20 protein-coding genes are annotated in these 22,547 nt (G+C 50.2%); 12 read left to right on the top strand and 8 right to left on the bottom strand.

Annotated elements, in window-relative coordinates; translation table 11 throughout:
* Positions 1-19: 19 nt before the first annotated feature.
* Both H583_RS0110655 and H583_RS0110650 read right to left on the bottom strand, forming a co-directional pair.
* A complete protein-coding gene (locus H583_RS0110655) occupies positions 20-994 on the bottom strand; it encodes a polysaccharide deacetylase family protein (RefSeq protein WP_051236293.1) in 975 nt (324 codons plus the stop codon).
* A gap of 252 nt (positions 995-1,246) precedes the next feature.
* Positions 1,247-2,818 carry a carbohydrate-binding protein gene (locus tag H583_RS0110650; RefSeq protein ID WP_036709165.1) on the bottom strand — a complete coding sequence of 524 codons (1,572 nt, stop codon included), beginning with the start codon at positions 2,816-2,818 and terminating at the stop codon, positions 1,247-1,249.
* 632 nt (positions 2,819-3,450) lie between these two features.
* On the opposite strand from H583_RS0110650, the gene H583_RS0110645 reads away from it, so the two are divergent.
* The 7 genes from H583_RS0110645 (at position 3,451) to H583_RS0110615 (ending at position 10,567) form a co-directional block, all read left to right on the top strand.
* Positions 3,451-4,800: a glucose-6-phosphate isomerase gene (locus tag H583_RS0110645; RefSeq protein ID WP_028560456.1), complete on the top strand. Its 1,350-nt coding sequence runs from the start codon at positions 3,451-3,453 to the stop codon at positions 4,798-4,800.
* A gap of 39 nt (positions 4,801-4,839) precedes the next feature.
* Positions 4,840-5,472 (top strand): YigZ family protein, encoded by a 633-nt coding sequence (locus tag H583_RS0110640; protein ID WP_028560455.1) that lies wholly within the window; start codon positions 4,840-4,842, stop codon positions 5,470-5,472.
* A 93-nt stretch (positions 5,473-5,565) separates the two neighbouring features.
* Positions 5,566-5,943, top strand: coding sequence for a DUF4383 domain-containing protein (locus H583_RS0110635; RefSeq protein ID WP_245585894.1), 378 nt, complete (start codon positions 5,566-5,568; stop codon positions 5,941-5,943).
* A gap of 382 nt (positions 5,944-6,325) precedes the next feature.
* The gene (cysT, locus tag H583_RS0110630; protein ID WP_036709205.1) at positions 6,326-7,132 is read left to right on the top strand and encodes a sulfate ABC transporter permease subunit CysT; all 807 of its coding nucleotides are present in this window, start codon (positions 6,326-6,328) and stop codon (positions 7,130-7,132) included.
* Positions 7,129-7,923 (top strand): sulfate ABC transporter permease subunit, encoded by a 795-nt coding sequence (locus tag H583_RS0110625; RefSeq protein WP_028560452.1) that lies wholly within the window; start codon positions 7,129-7,131, stop codon positions 7,921-7,923. The genes cysT and H583_RS0110625 overlap by 4 nt, the downstream gene beginning before the upstream one ends.
* 3 nt (positions 7,924-7,926) lie before the next feature.
* Positions 7,927-8,991, top strand: coding sequence for a sulfate/molybdate ABC transporter ATP-binding protein (locus H583_RS0110620; protein WP_028560451.1), 1,065 nt, complete (start codon positions 7,927-7,929; stop codon positions 8,989-8,991).
* Positions 8,992-9,565: 574 nt separating this feature from the next.
* On the top strand, positions 9,566-10,567 hold the full coding sequence (locus H583_RS0110615) for a sulfate ABC transporter substrate-binding protein (protein ID WP_154665860.1): 1,002 nt from the start codon (positions 9,566-9,568) through the stop codon (positions 10,565-10,567).
* A 182-nt stretch (positions 10,568-10,749) separates the two neighbouring features.
* Here H583_RS0110615 and H583_RS0110610 read toward each other — a convergent pair whose 3' ends face one another.
* A complete protein-coding gene (locus H583_RS0110610; protein WP_028560449.1) occupies positions 10,750-11,556 on the bottom strand; it encodes a Cof-type HAD-IIB family hydrolase in 807 nt (268 codons plus the stop codon).
* Between the two features lie 139 nt (positions 11,557-11,695).
* On the opposite strand from H583_RS0110610, the gene H583_RS0110605 reads away from it, so the two are divergent.
* From H583_RS0110605 to H583_RS0110595, 3 genes are all read left to right on the top strand, one after another.
* On the top strand, positions 11,696-13,126 hold the full coding sequence (locus H583_RS0110605) for a S41 family peptidase (protein WP_036709158.1): 1,431 nt from the start codon (positions 11,696-11,698) through the stop codon (positions 13,124-13,126).
* A complete protein-coding gene (locus H583_RS32545; RefSeq protein ID WP_051236291.1) occupies positions 13,126-14,109 on the top strand; it encodes an aromatic acid exporter family protein in 984 nt (327 codons plus the stop codon). The genes H583_RS0110605 and H583_RS32545 overlap by 1 nt, the downstream gene beginning before the upstream one ends.
* An 87-nt stretch (positions 14,110-14,196) precedes the next feature.
* Complete coding sequence (locus tag H583_RS0110595; RefSeq protein ID WP_028560447.1) at positions 14,197-14,757, top strand: C40 family peptidase; 561 nt, start codon at positions 14,197-14,199, stop codon at positions 14,755-14,757.
* 143 nt (positions 14,758-14,900) lie between these two features.
* On the opposite strand, the gene H583_RS0110590 is transcribed toward H583_RS0110595, so the two are convergent.
* From H583_RS0110590 to H583_RS0110570, 5 genes are all read right to left on the bottom strand, one after another.
* Positions 14,901-15,689, bottom strand: coding sequence for a zinc ribbon domain-containing protein (locus tag H583_RS0110590; protein ID WP_036709155.1), 789 nt, complete (start codon positions 15,687-15,689; stop codon positions 14,901-14,903).
* A 174-nt stretch (positions 15,690-15,863) separates the two neighbouring features.
* Entirely contained in the window at positions 15,864-16,946 is a 1,083-nt protein-coding gene (locus H583_RS0110585) for an efflux RND transporter periplasmic adaptor subunit (protein WP_028560445.1), read from the bottom strand.
* Between the two features lie 25 nt (positions 16,947-16,971).
* A complete protein-coding gene (locus H583_RS0110580) occupies positions 16,972-18,342 on the bottom strand; it encodes an ABC transporter permease (RefSeq protein WP_028560444.1) in 1,371 nt (456 codons plus the stop codon).
* Positions 18,339-19,046: an ABC transporter ATP-binding protein gene (locus H583_RS0110575; protein ID WP_028560443.1), complete on the bottom strand. Its 708-nt coding sequence runs from the start codon at positions 19,044-19,046 to the stop codon at positions 18,339-18,341. The genes H583_RS0110580 and H583_RS0110575 overlap by 4 nt, the downstream gene beginning before the upstream one ends.
* A 191-nt stretch (positions 19,047-19,237) precedes the next feature.
* Positions 19,238-20,182 (bottom strand): helix-turn-helix transcriptional regulator, encoded by a 945-nt coding sequence (locus H583_RS0110570; protein WP_028560442.1) that lies wholly within the window; start codon positions 20,180-20,182, stop codon positions 19,238-19,240.
* 173 nt (positions 20,183-20,355) lie between these two features.
* Between H583_RS0110570 and H583_RS0110565 the strand changes: the two genes are divergently transcribed.
* Both H583_RS0110565 and H583_RS0110560 read left to right on the top strand, forming a co-directional pair.
* Positions 20,356-21,060 carry an ABC transporter ATP-binding protein gene (locus H583_RS0110565; RefSeq protein WP_028560441.1) on the top strand — a complete coding sequence of 235 codons (705 nt, stop codon included), beginning with the start codon at positions 20,356-20,358 and terminating at the stop codon, positions 21,058-21,060.
* Positions 21,050-22,390 (top strand): ABC transporter permease, encoded by a 1,341-nt coding sequence (locus H583_RS0110560; RefSeq protein ID WP_028560440.1) that lies wholly within the window; start codon positions 21,050-21,052, stop codon positions 22,388-22,390. The genes H583_RS0110565 and H583_RS0110560 overlap by 11 nt, the downstream gene beginning before the upstream one ends.
* Positions 22,391-22,547 lie beyond the last annotated feature (157 nt).

The raw sequence follows: 22,547 nt of genomic DNA, 5'->3' as shown, positions 1-22,547 counted from the left end.
ATTTGTCTTAAATACAAGGTTATTCTTTCTTTACGGAATGTTTGAAATCCCCGGTTTTGAGCAGCAGCTCCATATCTGTGCTTGAGGTCACGGTCAAACGGTTGAGCTCAAGCGGTGAATCACCAGGCTTCACAAAGCCCTGTTTAACGGTAAAGGCCATCCGGTAGCCGTGCTTCTGCAAATAATAGATTGTTTTGGCATCATAGCTTCCAAACGGATAAGCAATGTATGGTGTAATGTAGCCATGCTCTCTCATGATGGCAATATCCTTCTGGAGCAGGTCCGTATCCCGGGTCAGGGCTTCCATCTTGCCGCAATACAGCTCCGCTTTCCGGTGGAGATCATAGGTATGGCTATGGTACTCGAATACATCGGACGCAGCATCCAGCTGCTCCTTGGACAGATAGCTGCTTTTGTCCGGCTTGAAGTCTGTGCTGGTATGCTCCTGTACCCGGCTTTCGATGACGAACAGCGTCGCATGGAAGTTATATTTTTTCAGAATCGGGTAGGCATAAATATAGTTGTTCTCATATCCGTCATCAAAAGTGATGACCACGGTCCTCTCCGGCAGTTGGATATAGCCATGAAGGTAATCCTCCAGCTCGCTTAGCGTCGCCGTATAATACCCGTTATCATGCAAATATTTCATGCCGGCCTCAAAGGACTCCAGATTAATCATGGAATTATTATCCGGCTCTTTGTTGAATGCTTTCGGAACCACATAATGATACATCAGCACGGGAACTTGTTCGGCATAGCCCTGCTTGGACGCATCAAATACAGGGGTGGTGCTGCCGTTTCCATGAAATTCAATTTCCGGTGTTTTGTGCGTGAGCACAAAAGCTTTGGCTCCGGCCTTTTGCAGCACACCGCAGGCTTTCTGGATCAACTGCAGCGACGGGAATGCATATGCCGCAGCGAAGAACAGCAGAATAACGGCCAGTCCGGCCGCGACCAGCCGTTTCAGCCAAGTGAAAAAACGTTTTTTACTCATGTTAGGCAAAGCTCCTTTAAGGTTGAAAATAGAAAAGAGTGATCCTGAATAATCTACACAAAACTATACGCCTCTGCTTGTCAGATTTCAAATGATTGTTATTTGACGGCAGTTTAGCTATGTAAACAAGCCTTCAAAATCACCATGAAGGTGAGAATGAAGGCTTGCGATTGAGAGGTATTTCACTATAATGCGGGGATATTGCCGGCAGCTCATTTTCAGAGCTGGCAAACGCATGTTGCCGTTAAGATGCTATAGCCGCCACAGTGAAACGGCAGCAGGAGGCTCCCATGTTACAATCGAGGTGTGGGCTTGCAAACAGGTATATACCTGACCGTTGTAAAGCACCTTGTCATTCACCTTATAGCTGACTCCTGCCTGCCAAGGCTGCACCACACCAGGGCCAGGGCTGTTGCTTGTTGTGCCTTGCACGGACGAAGCAGGGGATTGGTTCCCCGCAGCATCCCTCGCCGTTATGGTAAACGTATAGCTGGTGCCGGAGGACAAACCTGTTATCGTAACGGAAGTACCGGATGCAAAGACATTTGTTGATCCGTATCTTACCGTATAGCCGGTTACGCCGACATTATCGGTCGACGCATTCCAGGCAAGGCTAATGCTGTTTGCTGTGGTTCCGGTTACCCGGAACTGCTGCGGAGTTGTAGGCGGAGTTGTATCCGGTTGGGGATTCGGCGTGCCTCCGCCGCCCAGACCGTTCAGGAAGGCGCGATGCGCATTGGAAAAGGCATAGTTATTTACCTTATCCCAGTTGATTGACCACGTCATCAGGCCCTTAAAGCCGGCATAACCGGACGGGTTCCGCAGGATATAGCTTCCGCCGTAGGATTGGCCTTTAACCAGATAATTTAATGCTTTATGCACATTGTCCGCAGTGGTGAAGCCTCCACCGGCAGCGGCCGGGGCGGAAGGCAGGCCAATCATCACTTGGTCCGGCCGCAGCGCAGGGAATTTATTATTCGCATTTCCCCCTACAGGGAAGCCCTGCAGCAGCATTTCTGCCATTGCGACTTGAAAATCAGCTGTACCCTGGCTGTATGCTCTTCCATCCAGTGCCAGCATTGATCCGGTATTGTAATGCTGTACATGAAGATAATTCAACCGGTCATGAAAGGCATAAATTACTGGCAGATAAGCGCCCCACGGCCCGCCGTACGCGTTCATTCCGCCCTGAACGTAAACGGTTTCAGGCGCCATCGTCAGCAAGAAGCCGGAGCCATACGTGTTAAGCAGCTCCTGCACCCCTGAGATCAAATTCACAACCTTTGGCGAGGTTGGGTTCCGGAAATTAGTATCTCCAGGGCTCAGGCTGAGTGAACTGCCCTCCAGATCAATGTCCAGCCCATCAAATTGGTACGTATTAATGATGTTTTTCATCGTTGCGACAAACTGGTTGCGGGCCTGCTGAGTCGTCAGTTCAATGGCTCCGTTCGCGCCTCCGATGGAGATAAGCACTTTCTTGCCTTGGCTTTGCAGCTCGGCAATATCGGCCTTGAATTGCGCTTGTGTGGCGTTGTACGGTACAAATATCATATTGCCTGTAGCAGCTCCGCCAACCGGCTCTGCAAAGGCAACCTGGATAACATCGTAGTTCGGAGACACATCTCTCAGACGAATGTTGCTGGAACCGTTATCAAAATTATGCCAGTAGCCGATAAGCAGCTTGCTGCCTGGTGTGACTGCCTGTGCAGTTGTATCAGTTGTTGCCGCATGGGCAGTTGCAAGTTGGCTGAGAGGAGAAAGGAATAAGAGAGGGAACACCAGTAAAGCAATTAAACTCATGAACCGGATTCGTTTACCCCGCATGAAGCACACTCCTTTTCATGTCGAATAGTTTATGACCTATCAAAATGCTGTCGTTCCCACATTTCTTCCAGGCATCACCTCCTTGACAGAGTGGTTCCAGAAACGCAAAACGGGCCAAGCTATATTGTATTGCTGTACAGCCTTTCAATCAGAAATGAGATGTGTGAGAGAGTGGAATGGCATAAGGATAGAGAAAACTAAGATTGAGGAGTACTGGGAGCATAAATAAGATAACAACAATGGGGGTCTAATAGTTGGATATTGTGGATCTGGAAGCTAACAGAATCGCGGAATTAAATATGGTAAACTGTCGAGGGTATTAGAAGTTACATTTATTATTACAAAACCTTATTATTTAGTGAAGGGTTAAATATGTCTACTGACAGGGTTCTTATCTTCTAATCGATCTGCTTCAATAATATGGACTTCATTATGAATTGAACAGGGTAAAACCCGATGGTGTAACTGGCAGGCGAAAGATGTGCTAAACCTTTCTGCCCATCTTTCCCTGCTCTTTCCCTTGTGTTTACACCCGAAATCCATTATTCTAATCCTAGTATTAAGGGACGGGCTGCAGGCAATAATTGTTATGCTTCACGTACCCTGTAAAGAAATGAAGGAGGTTTACGATTATGAGTAAAGCTGTATCGTTTGACTATAGTAAAGCACTGCCTTTTGTGGGCCAGCATGAAATTGATTATTTGGAGGGCGCGGTACGCGTTGCCCATGAACAATTACATAACGGCACAGGAACAGGTTCTGATTATATTGGCTGGGTTGATCTGCCTTCCAAGTATGACAAAGAAGAGTTCGCGCGCATCAAGCAAGCCGCGGCCAAAATTCAATCCGACTCCGAAGTGCTGATTGTAATCGGCATCGGCGGTTCCTATCTGGGGGCGCGTGCGGCAATCGAAATGCTGACGCATTCCTTCTATAATATTCTTCCTGCCGGAGAGCGCAAGACGCCACAAGTATTCTTCGCAGGCAACAACATCAGCTCCACCTATGTAACCCACCTGCTGCAGGTGCTTGAAGGCAAAAACTGGTCCATCAACGTCATCTCCAAATCCGGTACGACGACAGAGCCAGCGATTGCGTTCCGTATTTTCCGTGCGGAGCTGGAGAAGAAATACGGCAAGGAAGAAGCTCGCAAACGCATTTATGCAACGACTGACCAGGCGAAAGGCGCATTGAAAAAGCTGGCAACAGAAGAAGGCTACGAATCCTTCATCATTCCTGATGATGTTGGCGGACGCTACTCGGTATTGACGGCTGTAGGTTTGCTGCCGATTGCAACTGCAGGTGTAGACATTGATGCCATGATGCAAGGTGCGGCTGACGCAGCTGTAGAATACAGCAACCCGAATCTGTCCGAGAATGAAAGCTACCAGTACGCTGCAGCCCGTAATGCGCTGTACCGTAAGGGCAAAGCAATCGAAATTCTCGTCAACTATGAGCCGTCCCTGCACTTCGTATCTGAATGGTGGAAGCAATTGTTCGGCGAGAGCGAAGGGAAAGACAATAAAGGCCTGTACCCGGCATCCGTTGACTTCTCCACAGATTTGCACTCCATGGGCCAATTCGTTCAGGAGGGAACACGCAACCTGATCGAGACAGTAATTCAGGTAGGCGAGGTGTCCGACCAGATTACAATCGGCAATGACCCTGACGATCTGGACGGACTTAACTTCCTGGAAGGCAAGACGATGGATTTCGTCAACAAAAAAGCATTTGAAGGAACATTGCTGGCGCATACAGACGGCAATGTACCGAACCTGATCGTTAACATTAAAGATATGACGCCTTACACATTCGGCTACCTGGTATACTTCTTCGAGAAAGCTTGCGGCATCAGCGGCTACCTGATGGGAGTAAATCCGTTTGACCAGCCGGGTGTAGAAGCATACAAGAAAAATATGTTCGCACTCCTGGGCAAACCGGGCTATGAAAAAGAAAAAGCTGAGCTGGAAGCGCGCCTGTAGGCCGTTTGTTTCTGCTTAGAGGCCAGGGAGAGTGATCTGATGCTGGAACGTTACAAGACGCTGTCTGGCCCCGGAATCAAGGAGATCGTCATCAGGAAATCACGATTCATCGGTCATGCCCGGCCGGTAGCCAGTGAGGACGAGGCGATTGCCTTCATTGAGGAGATCAAGAAGCAGCACTGGAACGCTACGCATAATTGCTCTGCCTATATGATTGGCGAGCGGGATGAAATCCAGAAGCAGTCCGATGACGGCGAGCCTAGCGGTACTGCAGGCAAGCCGATACTGGAGGTCATCAAGAACCAGCAGCTCAAAAATGTAGCCATTGTCGTTACCCGCTACTTCGGCGGCATCATGCTGGGTGCAGGCGGTCTGATCCGGGCGTACACAGATGGTGCTGTTGTTGGTATCGAAGCGGCGCAGCCTATCGTCAAAGTGCTGCACCGTGAGGTTGTCGTCGAGGTGGACTATACGTGGTACGGCAAGCTGGAGAATGAATTCCATCAGCGCAGCCTGCGGCTTGGGGGAACAGAATTCACGGACAAGGTGACCATTACTTGTCTGCCTGAGGAGCCGGAAGCTGACCGCTTCACGGCATGGCTGACCGACTTTACACAGGGACAAGCTGTTATTGTACAAGGGGAGACGAAATATTTTACCCTTGGAAGATAGCCCAAGCATTATTCTCTTTTGCTGCGAATAGGGTCTTGTATAGGGGCAGCATGCCCTTTCCTATTATAGGAGCATAATGAGGAGGAATCCGTGATGGCGATTGCGGTAAGACGATTTGCGGCCTTGTCCGGTATCGTATTGTTGCTGCTTGGGACGCTTGGTTTCTTTACCAGTCATCTGTTTGGCCTGTTTCACCTGGATGTGACACATAGTGTCGTTCATTTGGTGTTTGGCGTGCTTGGCGTGCTTGCGGCCTCTCATAACGGCTATGCCTATCGTTACGCCCAGGTGCTGGGTATTGTATTTATCGTGCTTGCAGTGCTCGGCTTTTTCATCAAGGACCTGTTCGGTCTGATGGCAGTCGGCTTGTCGGATAACGTGTTGCATTTTATTATCGGGGCGGCCGGACTCTATTTCGGTTACGTCATGGTGGAGTCGCAGGCGCCATCCAGATATTCCAAGACCGTGTAGTGTGTCCATACAGCGAGCTTGCTGGACAGCTTTATATTGAACGATCAACGAGAACCGGCTTTAAGGGCCGGTTCTTTTTTATGTTGCGTGCCCGGCAAACACGCATCTTCTAGCCGGTTGAAGTCCGGTCGCGGGAGGGGCCAAGCCCCGCGTAGCCGGGATACCTGAATTGCTCAACCATCACGTCACCATTTAGGCTTGGACAACAATAAGATGGGTAGAGATTTAATTTTTTGCAATTTTAGGATTGACGATAGAGCTGTCGTTCTGCTACATTAATATAAATACCTAGTAAGTTAATAGGAATTATGCGTGCAAACAGAGTATGATGCAGGTTGATCGGACTGCCGAAGATCTGGGGGGTTAGACAAGAGTGAATTTGATGTTTCGCAGCCGCTGGTGGAGCTTTGGCTTCCGAAGCACAGTAATGCTTTATTTCGTGGTTTTGATTGTATTGCCCATTATTGGAATTTACACGCAATCATTTTCAAGCGGCTGGGAACCATTTTGGAGCAGTGTCAGCGATCCGCTGGCGTGGAAGTCCGTGCTGCTGACCGTACGTTTATCTGTAATTGCAACCGCTATTAATGTATTAATTGGAACGATGATTGGCTGGGTGCTGATCCGGTACAAGTTTTGGGGAAGAAGTATCCTGAACAGTCTTGTCGATCTCCCGTTTGCGCTGCCGACAGCGGTTGGGGGACTGATGATTTTGCTGCTGCTCGGACCGAACAGTTTTGTCGGGAATATCGCGGGGAGACTCGGATTCGAGATTGTGTTTCATGAGCCGGCGATTGTGATCGCGATGGTGTTCGTCACCTTCCCTTTCGTTATCCGGGCTGTGCAGCCTTTGCTGGAAGAGATGGACAAATCTGAGGAAGAAGCTGCCTATACGATGGGTGCTTCGAAGCTGCGAACCTTCTTTCAGGTCATTTTACCTGCAATTTTGCCGGGTATTATCAGCGGAGGGATGCTGGCATTTTCCAGATCACTGGCCGAGTTCGGCGCAGTTGTGCTGGTAGCCGGCAATATTCCGGGCAAGACGCTGATCGCATCTGTATTTATATTTGGCGAGGTGGAGAGTGACAATCCGCAAGGCGCAGCTTCCGTATCGATTTTGCTGTTGACATTATCCTTCCTGATTTTATGGATCGTGAACGCGATTCAATCCAGGAGGGCCGGCAAATGAAGAAACTGTGGATTACGCTGACTTACCTTGTCTTTATCATTTTGCTTATTATTCCATTAATCCGGATTTTTTACGGTTCCTGGGCCGAAGGCTGGGAGGGCTTTATCAAAGCGCTCAGCCGGCCGCAATCGCTGCATGCGCTGCAGATGACGGGGACGATTGTAGTTCTTGTAACACTCATTAATACGATTTTCGGGGTCATGCTGGCGATCTATCTGGTACGCGCGACCTGGTTGGGTCCGCGAATCAAGCAGTTTTTGAACAGTCTTGTCGACTTGCCGTTTGCGGTGTCTCCTGTTATCGGCGGCTTGATGATTGTGCTGCTGCTCGGGCCTCATACGGTGATCGGTTCCTTCTTTGAGGACTCCGGGTTCAAGGTCGTCTATGCGCTGCCGGGAATGGTACTGGCTACGTTGTTTGTTACCTTTCCGCTTATGGTCCGGGAGGTTATGCCGGTACTGCAGGAGATTGGCTCCCAGCAGGAGGAAGCGGCCTCTACGCTTGGCGCTTATTCCTGGTATACCTTCTGGAAGGTGACCTGGCCGGCGATACGCTGGGGTGTTATTTACGGGGTTGTGCTGACGGTAGCACGCTCGATGGGCGAGTTCGGAGCTGTGCTGGTCGTTTCAGGGAATATTATGAACAAGACACAGACCGCAACGACGCTGGTATATCAGGATGTGGAAAATTTTAATGTGCTTGCGGCCAACAGTGTAGCACTTGTGCTGGCAACAATATCGATTGCATTGCTTCTTCTCATGGAATGGGCCAAAAAGCGAAAGGGGCATTAAGTTATGCACATTGAAGTGAATCAGTTAAACAAGCATTTTGGAGATTTCCATGCCGTGAACAATGTAAGCTTCACGATTGAGAAAGGCCGTCTGATCGGCCTGCTCGGTCCGAGCGGCGGCGGCAAAACTTCGATTCTCCGTATGCTGGCGGGACTTGAAACTCCCGATACCGGCGATATCGTCTTCCATGGCAAACGGGTGAATGATCTGCCGCCGCAGGAGCGCGGGATCGGCTTTGTGTTCCAGAACTATGCATTGTTCAAGCATATGACCGTATTCGATAATATTGCTTTCGGGTTAAAGGTGAAAAAGCAGCCGAAGGATCAGATTCGCGAGCGTGTCATGTCGCTGGTGGAACTGACGGGCCTCAAGGGTTTTGAGCATCGTTACCCTCATCAGTTGTCAGGCGGACAGCGCCAGCGTGTAGCCTTTGCCAGAGCACTGGCTCCGGAGCCACAATTGCTGCTGCTGGATGAGCCGTTCGCTGCGATTGACGCCAAGATCCGCCAGGAGCTGAGAACCTGGCTCAAGGACATGATTGAGCGTCTCGGCATCACGTCCATCTTCGTCACGCATGATCAGGATGAGGCGATTGAGGTTGCCGATGAAATTATGATTATTAACAAGGGACGTCTGGAGCAGAAGGGCACGCCATGGGATATTTATAAAAATCCGCAAACCCAATTCGTGGCCAGCTTTATCGGCGAATCGACGATTGTATCCGAGGTGCATAAGCTGAAGGGCTTCGAGGACGCGTCATCCTGGGCGGGCACCAAGGCGCTGATCCGTCCGGAGTACATCGAGGTCGGTAAGACGAGCGAATTTAAGATCATATCCGCGACCGAGACGGGCCGCATCAAACATATTCATTTCCGCGGCAGCGAGTGGATGGTTGAGGTTCAGGTCGGAGATGTTACGCTGATTACCTACCGCTCATTGGAGAAGGAAGTGCTCCATCCGGGTGAAGAGGTGAATGTGCTCGTCCACCGTGCGTACCTGTTCAACGATACGGACAGCTGGATCATGGAGAACAAGCTCAAGGAAGACCCGATGCCTGTTCATATTTAGTGATTAGAATAACTGTCGAGCAGGGCCGTCGTGTGAAAGGTTCTTTCGATCGCTGTTGTTCCCGGATTTCCTGAATGTAAGTAGATAGGAGGAAATCCGGGAACAAAGGCGAGCGCTTCGCTTCTGCAGAATCCTTTCACACTCTGGCTATCCTCTTTCGTTTCTTTAGCAAAACTTATATGACCAGAAACGTGAATTGCTTTCTGGGAAAATGGATGTTGACTTATGTGATTAGCGATTCACGATAAATATGAATTCAAGTTGCAGACAAGTCACTGCGGAGGGAGGAAGGGTTTCTGGAGAAACGAAGTGTTTGCCTTTAAAGACTGATTTCCGTCCATTAAGTGTTCTAATCAGGGAAATCAGTCTTTAACAGCAATCGGAAGAAACCCTTCCTCCCGCAGCTTTTGCGAAGTAGAAATTTTTTGTGAACTAATTTTTCATAAACTTGAAGAAAGTGTTGTGTTCCGCAATGAAACCTGAGCTTAAACATGTATTGCAGCCTGACAACAGACGCAGTGCAGGTCCGTGGGGGAAGGCTCAAGCTTTAATCGCTGTTCTGATTACACTTGTAATGGTTGTTGCCGCGGGCTGCTCTGACAACGGAGAGCCAGCGAAAACACCAGTGGCCGAAAAGGGAGATGTGACGCTCGTCATCGGGGCTTATTCCGTGGTCAAGGATGTCTTCGCTGACCTGCTCCCCGAGTTCAAGAAGGAATGGAAGGAGAGGACGGGTCAGACTGTCGTCTTTCAGGAATCCTATGAAGCTTCCGGAACACAGGCACGCTCCATAATAGGCGGCTTTGAGGCAGATGTTACACTGCTGGCTATGGAAGGCGATATGGACAAGATCGAGAAGGCTGGCATGATCACCCATGACTGGAAAGCTGCAGGTGCCGAGGGAATGGTAACCCGTTCCATAGCCGTGCTGGGAACGCGCGCCGGCAACCCGCTGGGTATTCAGGATTGGACGGACCTGACCAAGCCGGGAGTTAAGGTGCTCTATCCAAACCCGAAGACCTCAGGCGGGGCACAGTGGGATATTAATGCGATCTATGGAGCGGGCCTGAAGGAATCCGAGAGGCGGAGCGGAAAGCCTGATCCTGAGTACGCCAAGCGTTTCCTGGCAAGTGTGCATGAGAATGTGGAATCACTGGACAAGAGCGGCCGCGCATCGATGGCTGCCTTTGAGTATGGAGTTGGCGATGTCATCGTCACCTATGAAAATGAGCTGCTTGCCCGTATCCGTCAAGGAATCGATTACAATATCGTGATCCCGGAAGACACGATTCTGATCGAAAACCCGGCTGCACTGATTGACCGGAATGTCGACAAACATGGTTCCCGTGAAGTCGCCGAGGCATTTATTGAGTTCCTGCACGGAGAAAAGGCGCAAATGCTGTTTATGGATTATGGCTTCCGTCCAGTGAATGAGAAGGTAATGGCAATGGCAGGGGAACGTTTTACAGAGCCCAAAGGATTGTTCGACATTCATTATCTCGGAGGCTGGGATGAGGTGCGCAGTCGGTTGTACTCGCCTAGAGGGGTATGGTATCAGGTGCTGGCGGGCATTTAATTGCTATGCCTGCTGCATTTTCAAACGTGACCTCAGCGCTTCGTGTCACGACAGGGATATCTTGCACCCCATATAGTCAAATAAAGGGTATGCACACGGCATAACAGTGTGCATACCCTTTTTAATATCGTTAAAACGATGAACATTTGTATGACCCAGACTTGAAGGTATTATTAGATCAGTCAGTCTTCCTGCCCGAGCACAAACTTCTCGATAACATGCGCCACTCCATCTTCATTATTAGACCGGGTAACGTAATTTGCAATCTCCTTCAAGGATGGAAGAGCATTTCCCATCGCAACGCCCAGCCCGGCCATTTCCAGCATCTCATGATCGTTCCAGGAATCGCCGATCCCGATGGCTTCTTCCAGGGTGCAGCCGATATGGGAAGCGAGGAAGGCCAAAGCATGCCCTTTCGTACCTTCTTTGTGCATGATTTCCAGGAAGTGCGGCTTCGATTTGGTAATATGGGCGATGTCTCCAATCAGTGCTTTCAATTCGACAGCAACCTTGTCCAGCAGCTCAGGCTCATCAATGATCAGCATTTTCATTTGCGGCTGGAGTACCAGATCGGCAAAGTTGGGCGCAACTACATAAGGGATTTTGGAGAGTCTGGAGTATCCGGCAATTTTGTCGTTTTCCTCTTTGACATACAGCACATCATCCACGTAAAGCTGCAGATGCAGTCCTTTAGCCTCACAGTATTCATACAGCTTTTTGGCAGCCTCTGTCGGAACATAACGCTCATAAATGACCTGTCCGTCCAGCAGCGTCTTGACCAAAGAGCCCTGATACGTAATGATCGGCACATTCAGTTCAATCTGGCGGGCGATATTTTGTGCAGAGGCGTACATTCTTCCGGTGGCAAGAGTGACAGTTACTCCTTGTTCAATCGCTTGCTGCAGCGCCTGCTTCGTGCGGGCGGTAACTTGCAGTTCATCATTAAGCAAAGTATCATCTACATCAATTGCAATCAGCTTATAAGGCATTTGTATGTCTCTCCTTTATCATGTCTAGCCTGATTGTACCTGATGAAGGGAAGCCTTAACAAGGGGGCTGGCTTGAAGCCGGAGTGAGAATGAGATAAAGTGATACTATTGGAAAACTTGAGAAAACGGAGAGATATCAATGCCACACACTTCCGCTGCACGCCGCCAGAGAATTATTGTCTATATGCTGATTATTGCCGTACTAGCCGGAACTGCTGGATTCGGAGCCGGGCAATTGTGGATGAAGAAGCGTTACCCGGTGCTTGGTGAGGCCGCCTTTGACAACCTGGACCGCTCCTATAAGGAAATTGTCAACAACTATATGGGGGATGTCGATCCTGAGAGCCTGATTCATGGGGCTGTTGCAGGCATGGTTTCTTCGCTTAACGATCCCTATTCGGTCTACTATACCAAGGAGCAGGGGAAGAGCTTTCTTGAACGCTATGAGGATCATTTTGTCGGTGTTGGGGTCGTCCTCCGTGTCGATAACGGCCAGTTCTTTATTGCCTCAACGATAGAAGGAGCGCCAGCCGCAGGAGCAGGTGTGCTGGCAGAGGACCGCATTGTAGCCATTGACGGCAAATCGGTAGCAGGGAAGACGCTATCGGATATTATTACCCTCACAAGAGGCGAGGAGGGCACCAAGGTGGTGCTGTCGCTGGCAAGGGCCTCTTCACCCGAGCCAGTAGATATTACAGTTACAAGAGGCGAGGTGCCGGTGACAACTGTATCCTCCAAGATGCTTGGCAACGGTGTTGGCAAAATTGCCATTTCACGCTTTGCCGAAAGTACAGCCAAGGAATTCGAGCAAGCGGCTGACAGTTTACAAAAGCAAGGGATGAAGGGACTACTCGTTGATCTGCGGTCAAATCCGGGCGGTCTGCTGCAGCCGGCGATCGAAATCGCCAGTCTGCTGATTCCGAAGGATAAGGTCATTGTTCAAGTTGTCTATAAAAATGAACAGCGGGAATTCACACACCGCTCGAAGCAGAAGAAGGAGTGGAAGCTGCCTGTTGTTGTACTGATTGATGAGAATAGCGCCAGCTCCTCTGAGGTATTGTCTGCGGCGCTCCGGGCGAACGGGGCGGTTCTGGTCGGGAACAAATCATTCGGCAAGGGCATTGTCCAGACCTTCCAGCAGTTTGCCGATGACTCGGTATTGAAGCTTACAGAGGCACAGTGGAGAACGCCGGATGGAAGCTGGATTCATAAGGAGGGCGTCAAGCCGGATATTGCAGTCGATATGCCGGAATATGCGAATCTGCCGCTCCTTCCCGCAGAGACGACTTTCAAGGAAGGAGATTACGGCAAGGACGTCAAAACCATTCAGCACATGCTGAATGCGCTCGGCTTTGGAGCGATTACGCAGGAAGGGGTCTATAATGCCGATACCAAGGAAGCGGTGAAAAGATTCCAGAGTGAGGAGCAGCTTGAAGCTGACGGCACTGTGACAGAAGGCACGGCTTACAGGCTCCAGCAGCGGCTTGCAGCCAAGATTGAGCAGGAGGACCCGCAAAACAAAAAGGCAGTTGAAGAACTGCGCAGCTTGATACAAGGGAAGACACCGTAATGCGAATCGGATTTCGTACAATTAAGACCGCGACAGGCGTCTGCCTGTCCATCCTGATCGCCCAATGGCTCGAGCTGCCTTATTATACCTCAGCAGGCATTCTAACGCTGCTATGTATCCAGCGGACACGCAAGCAATCCATTGCTGCCGTGCTGGACCGCTTCTTCGCTTGCATCGTCGGCATGCTGCTCTCCAGTGCGGTATTCTCGCTGCTTGGCTATAAGGTGTGGGTTATTCTGATTCTCTACCTGATCTTTATCCCGATACTGGTCCGGCTGAAAATCCAGAACGGCATATCCAGCAGCTCAGTCATCGTCATGCACAGCTACGTGAGCGGCTATGTCAGCCTGGCTTTTTTCGCTCATGAGCTGGCGATTATTATGGTCGGTCTTGGGGTAGCGCTGCTGGTCAACCTGTATATGCCCGGCCTTGACCGGAAGATTGACCAGTTCAAAAGCGAGGTTGACGCCAAGATGGCCTCCATCTTCAGGGAACTCGGCAGCTACCTGCGCGAAGGGAATGGATCATGGGACGGCAAGGAGCTTCTGGAGCTTGCAGAGCTGCTGAAAAAGGCGCGCCATCTTGCCGTGCTGGAAGTCGAAAATAACTTGACTGGAAAATTAAATTCATTTTACTATTATGTTGAACTCAAGTCACAGCAGTTCCAAATTATTGAACGTATGGTGCCGCTGGTATCCCGGATCGGCCTTCGGCTTGAACAAGGGGAGCGAATTGGTGAATTTCTCGGGCAGCTGGGCAACAACATTGAACATCTGGACGATAGCAGGGAGTATCTTCAGCAGCTTAAGGCAATCCGTGAGCATCACAAAGGGCTGCCAATGCCGCAAAACCGGACAGAGTTCGAGAGCCGCGCAAGTCTTTTTACACTAGCGAATGAACTTGAGAACTTCCTGCTGAGCAGTAAGAAGCATACATCAGCATCTGTGCAACCCGACTTAAGTCCAGGTAAAATCCGGACATAAGACCGATTTGCCCCGAGCATTGAAACTTTATGATAGATCTAGACGATAGATTCGGATTGAGATTTCAATTGTGGGTGGGGTTGAACGATGAAAAATAAACGTATCTATATTTTGTTGTCCGACACCGGTACTTGGTTTACGAGAATGATCAAGCTGTACACGAAGGCTGAGCATAATCATGCTTCCATCGCCTTTGACGATGAGCTCAGGGAGGTCTACAGCTTCGGTAGAAAAAGTCCGGGCAATCCTTTTGTGGGCGGCTTTGTGAAGGAGGATTTGCAGAGCGAGCTGTTCAGGAAAGCATCCTGCGCAGTATTCAGCTGCGAAGTGAGCGAGCGCAAATATAACCAGCTTCGCGAGTATGTGCGGAGATTTGAGCAGGAGCCCCAACGGTATAAATATAATCTGCTGGGTGTGCTGGGCATTATGCTGAAGATCAGAGTGAAACGGGAGAATGCTTTTTTCTGCTCACAGTTTGTTGCGACCGTGTTTGAGCAGAGCGGGCACAGTCTTGTTCCCAAATGCGCGTCACTTACGACTCCGGCAGATCTGGGGCGCTCCGAAGCCCTCAAGCTGATGTACCGCGGCGAGCTGCGGCAAACGATGCTGAGCAGCGAGACCGGCAGCGAGATGTATCCGGCTGTGTAAGTGAAGACCACGGCTATACGATCTCAGTCTCAGTATAGTACGAACAGAAAGCCCTGACCTGAAAGCCGCTTTGACAGCAGCGAGCAGGCCGGGGCTTTTTCTTGTCTATACAGATACCCGCTTCATTCTGATTTGGCAGTCAATCAGTTGGCAGGTGCTTTGACGGCGATGTAAATATCCACCTGTGCATTTTCAGGGTTGGCACTGCGTTCATCATAGCGCTCAAAGTCGCCCGTATAGGTTCTTTCCAGTCCGTGTTCTTCTGTATACTTCCATATTCGCTGCCAGGTCTCTATTACGATATCCGGCAGCGGGCCAGTCCTAGACTGGAAGACGGCATAGTGGGACGCGGGAAGCTCCAGGGTGGTGACATCCTGCATATTGCCTTGTCTGTGCTCTTGTTCGATGCCAATCATTAGCGTATAGGCACCATTGACGTCTGACTCGTATTCAGCGTAACAGCCGTAAATAACAGGGGGCTCGGCCGATTTGCCCAATTTGCCCGCGATTTCCTCCGCCCAGAATTTTGCCCAGAGCCCGGAAATCTTGGCTTCTGGCCCCATTTCGGCAGCATTGCTGGTTCTGACTGTTACGCCCGCCAGAGAAAGCGGCGCCAGCTCTGTCATTCGATCCGGACCAGCAGCAGTTGCAGCGGCAGTTGTATTCGCGTCGTGTCCGGTATCCTTCCAGCGCTTTAGTGACGGCAGTGACTGGTTCAGCAGGGCACGTGCCTGATCATTCGGCATACCTTGCTCTGCGAGATAAGGGATACAGGTCTCAATCATTCCTTCCAGCGTCTGCTCAGGCCGGGTAAAGTGCCCGTCCTCATAACAATATTGGCAGTAAATTTCTGAGCGTGTGCCGTCCTTTTCCGTACCTCTGACTTCATCTGCGAGCGGCATGCCGCAGCTTTGGCATTGCGCAATGTTCATTTTAATTTCTCTCCTGACTATTCAATTATTTTTGTCTTCCATTCTTTCCGTAGCTTAAGGTTTTAATTCTTTTGTTCAACTTATATAGTTGAGTATAAACAAAAGAACCTGACAACTAAGTGTCAGGTTCCGGTGCTCCAGGCCTGTAAAATCTGAAAACAGCTGAATGATTCCCTATTGAAGGGCTATAACATCGCCTTCCTTTAACCCCTCTACAATCTCTGCCTTCTCTCCCGTATCCATACCAACCTTGATATCCCGGCGCTCATATTGACCCGGAGATTTCTCCACCATAACATAAGATGAATTCTGATCGTTCATAATGGCGATGGAGGGGAGAACGAGTACATTTTCTTTGCGGCTGGTCTCGATATCCCCGTTAAGCGACAGACCGGCAATGAGATATTCGCTAGGCTCCAGAGAGATGACAACCTCGAATTGCGCTGCCTGGTTGATACTCTCCTGGTCAGTTCCTGTCTTGGCGAACTTGGATACACGCAGGACAGTACCGGTTAACGGCACATCCTTCATCGCGGTTATTTTCACCTTGACCTTCATTTCCGGCTTGATCCGGAATACATCCTGCTCACCCACCAGGGCAATAAATTGAAGCTTGTTCAGATCTACAATTTTGCCGATATACTGGTTGTCGTTAAGGGCTTGGGGCCGCTTGCTTGCCGATTCGAACAGGAAGATGCCCTCGGCAGGCGCACGGTATTGGGCATCGTTCAGCTTGAGGCGTTTCTTCTCCAGTTCTTTCCGCTGGATCGAACCTTTCACCTCGCCCAGTTCCTTCTCCAGACGGGCGATCTCCTTGGCAGCAAGCTGTCTCTTGCGGCCTGCTTCGGTCATGTCTGCAGGGGCAAGCTCCTCATCTGCATCCTTGACAATAGCCTGGAGCTTCGATTCCAGATCTGCCTTGCGCAACTCAGCTTCTTCCTGCGTAATCTGATTTTGCAGATCCGCCTGATCCAGCTGGAACAGGATATCGCCCTTTTTGACCTGTTGCCCGTCCGTGACCTTCCAGCCGGTTACCTTGGAGCTAAAGGGCGCAAATATTTGTGTCTCCTGCTCATACAACGATTTTCCTTTAACCTGCACCGTGCTTGTAAGTGTTTCTTTTGTTACCTGAAAAGTAATGGCCTGTGATTCGACAGCCTCGTTTTCTGCCTTGGGCGGATTCCCCATCTTATACAGCACGGCACTGATGCCGATCAGTATGGCTGCAATGATAATCCATTTGATTTTCTTCTTCATCTTCAGCTCCCCCAGTTCCTTTCTGCTAGTCCCTTTTGATCGCTGTCAGCGCATCGGTACGCGAAGCGCTCACGGCCGGATAAATCCCGGATAAAATTCCTGTCATAATTGCGAATGCCAGCCCTGTCGGGATCGCCTTGGCGGGGATAAAGATAGACATTGCACTTTCTCCCTGCGTCATGTTCAGGATCAGCGCATTGATTCCCCAGACGATCCAGTAGGAAAACAAGATGCCGAGCAATCCGCCAAGCAGGCCGAGCAGCGCGGCTTCGACGATGAACATGTTGCGGATTTGCGCGAGATTTGCGCCGAGCACCTTCATAATGCCAATCTGCCTGCGGCGCTGGTAGGTGGACATCGTCATCGCAACAATAATGGAAATCGAAGCAATAATCAGAATGAATACACCAGCCCCGACAGCCACTGCCTTGAAGATGGAAAATTGCTCCTCCAGCCGTTCCTTTTGCAGCAGGTTGGATTGTGTATTTACTGACAGCTTCTTGAGCTGATCTTCCACCTGCTTCACATGCTCTTCGGCGTCAACCTTCACCTTGACCGAATTGTAGGTTCCGGCTTTGTTCTCGGATTCGTTTTTTGGGAAAAGCTCCTTGCGGAGCATCTCTGCAGTTTCAATCGATACATAGATTTTGCGGTCCTGGGCGATATTTATGTCGCTCTGGCCCTTCGGCTTTTTCAAAACGCCGATAACACGCAATCCCGGGCTTGTGAGTTGCTTTCCGGAATCCTGCATACTCAAAATCTGAATCTGCTGCTTGAACAGGGCGGTTGGCGTCGTCCTCAAGCTCTCATACTGCTTTCTAATGTTTTCATCATAAGGGTTGCGGTCCATCGACTGATACAGCTTGCTGCGCGTCTCCGGGTCCAACAGGTCGAGTGTCGCGCCATAGCTGAGTACAACCGCATTCATAGTATCCGTTGTACCGGTGACATCACCTTGCATGAAGGATTCGCCAAAGTCCTTGAGCGTCGACAGGTCTGTCCCCACAATAAGGGCATACCCTTTCTTGCTGTCCATTGTGGTCATCTCCATGTAGTTGAACTCCTGAAAAGGCGCAACTGCCTTCACATGCTTGATATTCCGCATGATCTCAAGCTTTTGGTCATTGAGGGCCCCCCGCTTGGCAGCTTCATCGTCCTTGGACTCCGTACTGCCCGGAGGCGAGGACGGCCCGTTATTCGGATAGACCGTAATTTCGTCCATTTTCAAAAAGCTGTTAAGCTGCGAGGACACAATTTCCTGTGTCGATTCACCGATGCTCATGGCAAGTATAATAGCCGCACAGCCGATGGATAACCCGGCAGCACAGAGCATGGTGACCACCTTGCGGCGTCTCACCTGATCCCAGGACAGTCTTGTAAGGTCGGCTATTCTCACTGGATAACCTCCTCAGCCTGGTCCGGTTCAGGGGACTGTGACTGCTCCAGCCTGCCGTCCCGGAGCGTAATAATATGCTGGGTCTGATTGGCTACCTCGCGTTCATGGGTGACGATAATAAAGGTTGTGTTCATCGTCCGGTTAAGCTCTTTGAGGATGGCCAGAATCTCCTCCTCGGTCTTCGTATCGAGATTCCCTGTCGGTTCATCGGCGAATATAACCGAGGGCTCAGTAATGAGCGATCTGGCGATACTCACCCGCTGCTGCTGCCCCCCGGACAGCTGGGACGGGAACATATCCCCTTTATCGGGGATGCCGACCTGCTCCAACAGCTTTAGCGCCTTCTGTTTTCGTATGGAAGGGCGCTCGGACTGGAAGACGAGCGGCAGTTCAATGTTTTCGCGTACCGTCAGATTCGGCAGCAGTTCATAGGCTTGAAAAATAAATCCGATATGAGTTCTGCGAAACTCTGCGAGCTTATTTTCATTCATCTTCACAATGTTATTGTCCGCTATGTAAATTTCGCCCTCCGTAGGCTTCATCAGCCCTGCCATCAAGTTAAGCAGCGTTGACTTTCCCGAGCCGGAGCTTCCGAGAAGGGCGACCATCTCGCCCTTGTGCACGACAAAGCTGATTTGCTGCAGGACAAGCGTTGTCTCATTCCCGTTTTTGAAAGCATGGGACAAGCCTTCTACACGAAGCAATTTTTCCACTCCCCTTTTTCTGTGTATGCAATAAACGAATGACGGGTAATTCTGTAGGCTGTAAATCTGCTAAACCAGCCAACCAATCGTACTACACAAATCGACAATTTCCCCCCGTCTCTAGTCCAGCCGAAACAGGATGCCAGGAGACCTGCATCAAAATCCGGAAGCATATTTTCTTGATATTGCTCCTATGTCTTGGCGTAAAGGGCTGCAATTGCCATCGCTTTATCCTGAATAATTTGCCGGATATGGGGAGGGGAGATGACTTCCACATGCTCTCCGAAGCTTAATATGAACCCGTACAGCCAATTATCCTCAGGAAAGGATATCGCAGCCAGCCAACTATCCTTATCCGTTTCCTTATGAAGCTGGTCCACCCCGAAGGATTCCTCAGCAAGCTGTCTGGCAGGCGGGAAGATGCGAAGCTGCAAACGGGCAAGGTTCTCTTCCCGGTACCAGTCATGATCCCATGGCAGGGGCTCCTCGGGAAGCGGACGGCGCAGGTAGACGCTATTTGTCACTGTAAGCTCCTTGATCCGGTTCAGCTTGAACATCCGGAATCCTGAGCGCATGGAGCAATACGCATACAGATACCACTGTTGTCCTTTCATAATCAGTGTATAGGGCTCAACTGTACGTGTGCTTGACTCCCCTTTGACGTTGACGTAGGTGAATCTGATCAGATGCAATTGCCCGATAGCCTGCTTGATCAGCTTTAGCTTGTCCTCGAGCGGGTTCCGCTTTCCCCAGGGAGAGAGGTCGATAAGCATCTGGCTTGTCTTGATCTGGAAGGCTTCCGATACCGATTCGGGGATGATGCTGTTAATCTTGTCTACCAGGTGTCCGTGGCTGTCTCCGGTGTATGTAGTTGAGAGACTGCGCAGAGCGGTGACAATGGCAGCAAACTCATCATTGGTCAGCAGATTCCGGTCCAGACGGTAGCCCTCGGCCAGACCAATCCCGCCGCCGGAGCCCTGATAGGTGACCACGGGAATACCGGCATTATTAAGGGCGTCAATATCCCTGTAGATCGTGCGTACCGATACCTCGAACCGCTCGGCAAGCTCCTTGGCTTGTATGATTCTGCGATTGATCAAAATGACGATAATGGAGAGCAGGCGCTCAAGCTTCATAGCGGTTCATGCTCCTTCAGTATAATTGTAAAATTCATTCTTACATTATAGCGGAATCTTCATTAATAAAATGTTATTTTAAGTTAAGGAAATCTTTAGCTTTTTTTACCTATTGTTTAATTATATAACAATATACTAATGTTTGTAATTCGTATATAGGGGTGGGAGAGAGAATGATTGAGGTCAAAGGGGTAAGCCATCAATTTAATATCGGCAAAAAGGGCAGTGAGAAGATCGTTCCGGTATTGCATGAAATAAATCTGCATATCAAAAAGCGGGAAATTGTCGCGATTGTTGGACGCAGCGGATCAGGAAAGTCGACACTGCTGAATCTGATGTCGGGCTACATCCGGCCTGTGAAGGGTGAAATTCATGTCATGGGTGAACAGGTAACACATCTGAGTGAAGGACAGTGGGCGGATTTCCGTCTCCGGCATTTTGGCTTCATGTTCCAGAGCTTTCAGCTTATTCCGAGTATGACGGCCTATGAAAATATCGAGTTGCCGCTGGTGCTTCAAGGCATGGACACGCTGAAGCGCAAGCTGCGCGTGCAGGAACTGATGGAGCGGGTTGATCTTCATGATTATGCCGGGCATTATCCTGGCGAGCTTTCGGGTGGACAGCAGCAGCGCGTATCTGTCGCAAGAGCACTGGTCTTGAATCCGCCGATCGTACTGGCCGATGAGCCAACCGGAAGTCTGGACAGCGAGAATGAGATGCAACTGCTTGGACTTATTCATGAGTTGAACCGGGAACGGGGCACGACATTTGTCATCATCACTCATGATGAGCAGGTAGCTGCAATTGCGGACAGAACGGTCGCGCTGGCAGACGGACGGCTGAAGCCGGGAAAAGAGCAGGTGACCTATGAAGTTTAAAGACCAGCTCCGGTTTGTCCGGCAGAATATGAAGAAAAACAAGTCGCGTGTATTCATGACTGTGCTTGCCACGGCAATGGGCTGCGCCTTCCTGATCGTCCTGGCATCAGTTGGCTTTGGCTTGCAAAAGAGCATTGTAGATAAAATAGTAGGGGACCGTCTGGTGACGGCCATTACCGTGTGGGGCAAGAAGAATATTGACCAGCAGTTGAACGCGGAGGACTTGAAATATCTGAAAAGCCTGAACCATGTGAAGGCAGTTACGTACAAGGACTATATCATGCAGCCGCTAGTCTATACCTCGGATAACCAGACCATGAGCACAGACAAGACCGTCGCCGTTGACTTTGAAGAGGAAGCCAAGGCAGGTTTTGCGCTGGCAGCAGGCAGGCTGCCGCAGAAGCCGGGTGAGGTTGTAGCAGGCTTTCATTTCGGGAAAACGGTGATCGGGCCCGAAGACGCTGCCCGGTCAGAAGATAAGAGGGCGGATAAAGAGCGGGCAGAAGGATGGATTGGCAAAAAGCTGACGTTTGACGTGCATCAGCTTGTTAACGGCAAGAAGGAGTCCTTCCCGCAACAGGTTACGGTTGTAGGGATAAAGGAGAAGCCGAAGAGGGAATGGCTGATGGATACGAATATATATATTGAAATCGGATTGCGGGATCAAATTGAGCAGCTTACCGGGACGCAGCTGGGAGAGATGCGGATCGCAGCCAACGGGAACGAGGAAGCTTACGAGCCGCGAGCCTTTGATGAGCCGAGAAACTATAATTCTGTTGAGACTTTTGTGAGCAAGGCTCAGCAAGTTAAAGAAACAGCAGAGACGATGCGGGAGAAGGGGTATAGCATCCATTCCATTGCGGATGAAGTATCCCAAATAGATGTTGTCTTTACAATTATGAAGATCGGGCTTGTATTTGTCGGCACAATTGCGATTCTGATCGCTTCAATCGGCATTTTCAATACGATGACGATGGCCGTCACGGAGCGCTCGCAGGATATTGGCATTATGAAAGCAATCGGCGCCCACCCGAGGATCATCCGGCGGATATTTCTGCTGGAAAGCGCATGGATCGGTCTCCTGGGCGCATTAGTCGGGACCGCAGCCGCCTATCTGCTGTCTGCTGCCGTAAATACAGGTGTGCCGCTCCTGATTCAGGCTTTCATGAATGAAAAGGTTCCTCAAGATTTCATCTTTTCATTGATTCCTCCCTATCTGGCTGCGCTGTCCTGCGCCATTTCGGTAGGTGTGGCGCTGCTTTCCGGAGCGCGTCCGGCAAAGCGGGCAACACGGGTGGATGTACTGCGTGCGTTGCGGCGTGATGTGTAGTCGGGGGAGGTATACAGTTTCAATACTCTCACAGGCGAATTAGGAATAATTCATAGATGGATAGATTCATAGAGCAGAAATGATAACCGGAGGAGCTTTCCTCCGGTTTCTTTGTCTTGCTTGCCGGGGCCGGCGCTGCGAAGACTAGATTTACATT

The organism is Paenibacillus pinihumi DSM 23905 = JCM 16419, from assembly GCF_000422505.1.
Lineage (GTDB): Bacteria > Bacillota > Bacilli > Paenibacillales > Paenibacillaceae > Paenibacillus_D > Paenibacillus_D pinihumi.
Note: the sequence above shows the minus strand (reverse complement) of the source record. Positions and strands in the feature narration are given on the sequence as shown.